The organism is Paraburkholderia sp. RL17-380-BIE-A, from assembly GCF_046028085.1.
GTDB lineage: Bacteria > Pseudomonadota > Gammaproteobacteria > Burkholderiales > Burkholderiaceae > Paraburkholderia.
The window spans coordinates 1-1,200 of record NZ_JARESQ010000047.1 but is presented as its reverse complement, the minus strand read 5'-3'; the positions used below and the strand labels follow the sequence as shown (position 1 = coordinate 1,200).

Annotated in this window: 1 protein-coding gene; it reads left to right on the top strand. The window is 65.9% G+C overall.

The genetic code is table 11. The annotated features are described in order from the left end of the window. Nucleotide 1: 1 nt before the first annotated feature. Nucleotides 2-1,200: 3-oxoadipyl-CoA thiolase (gene pcaF / locus P0D68_RS35455; RefSeq protein WP_408303729.1), on the top strand; the 1,199-nt coding region annotated here is incomplete at its 3' end.

The following is a 1,200-nucleotide window of genomic DNA, read 5'->3' as shown; positions in this document are numbered from 1 at the left end:
CATGACCGAAGCATTCCTGTGCGACGCGATTCGCACCCCCATCGGCCGCTACGCGGGTTCGCTGTCGTCGGTGCGCGCCGACGATCTGGGCGCGGTGCCGCTCAAGGCGCTGATGGAGCGCAACAAGGACGTCGACTGGAACGCGATCGACGACGTGATCTACGGCTGCGCGAACCAGGCCGGTGACGACAACCGCAACGTCGCGCGTATGTCGCTGTTGCTGGCCGGTTTGCCGCAAGGCGTGCCGGGCACGACGGTGAATCGTCTGTGCGGCTCGGGCATGGACGCCGTCGGCATTGCCGCGCGCGCCATCAAGTCGGGCGAGGCCGCGTTGATGGTGGCGGGCGGTGTGGAAAGCATGAGCCGCGCGCCGTTCGTGATGGGTAAGGCAACCAGCGCGTTCTCGCGTCAGGCCGAAATCTATGACACGACCATCGGCTGGCGTTTCGTCAACCCGTTGATGAAGAAACTGTACGGTGTCGATTCGATGCCGGAGACCGGCGAAAACGTCGCGACCGACTACAACATCAGCCGCGCCGATCAGGACGCTTTTGCGCTGCGCAGCCAGCAGAAAGCGGCGCGCGCGCAACGCGACGGCACGCTCGCGCAGGAAATCGTCGGCGTGACGATCGCGCAGAAGAAGGGCGACCCGATCACGGTGTTGCAAGACGAGCATCCGCGTGAAACGAGCCTCGAAACGCTCGCCAAGCTCAAGGGCGTGGTGCGTCCGGACGGCACGGTCACGGCAGGCAACGCGTCGGGCGTGAACGACGGCGCAGCGGCACTGCTGCTGGCCAATGAAGAAACGGCGAAGCGCTTCGGCCTCACGCCGCGCGCTCGCGTGCTGGGTATCGCAACGGCCGGCGTCGCGCCGCGCGTGATGGGCATCGGCCCCGCGCCCGCCACGCAGAAACTGCTGGCGCGCCTGGACATGACCATCGATCAATTCGACGTGATCGAACTGAATGAGGCCTTCGCTTCGCAAGGCATCGCGGTGCTGCGCGCACTCGGCGTGGCCGACGACGACGCTCGCGTGAATCCGAATGGCGGCGCGATCGCCCTCGGCCACCCGCTCGGGATGAGCGGCGCGCGTCTGGTGACTACGGCGATGTATCAGTTGCATCGCACGCAAGGCCGTTTTGCGCTGTGCACGATGTGTATCGGCGTTGGCCAGGGTATTGCGATCGCGATTGAACGGGT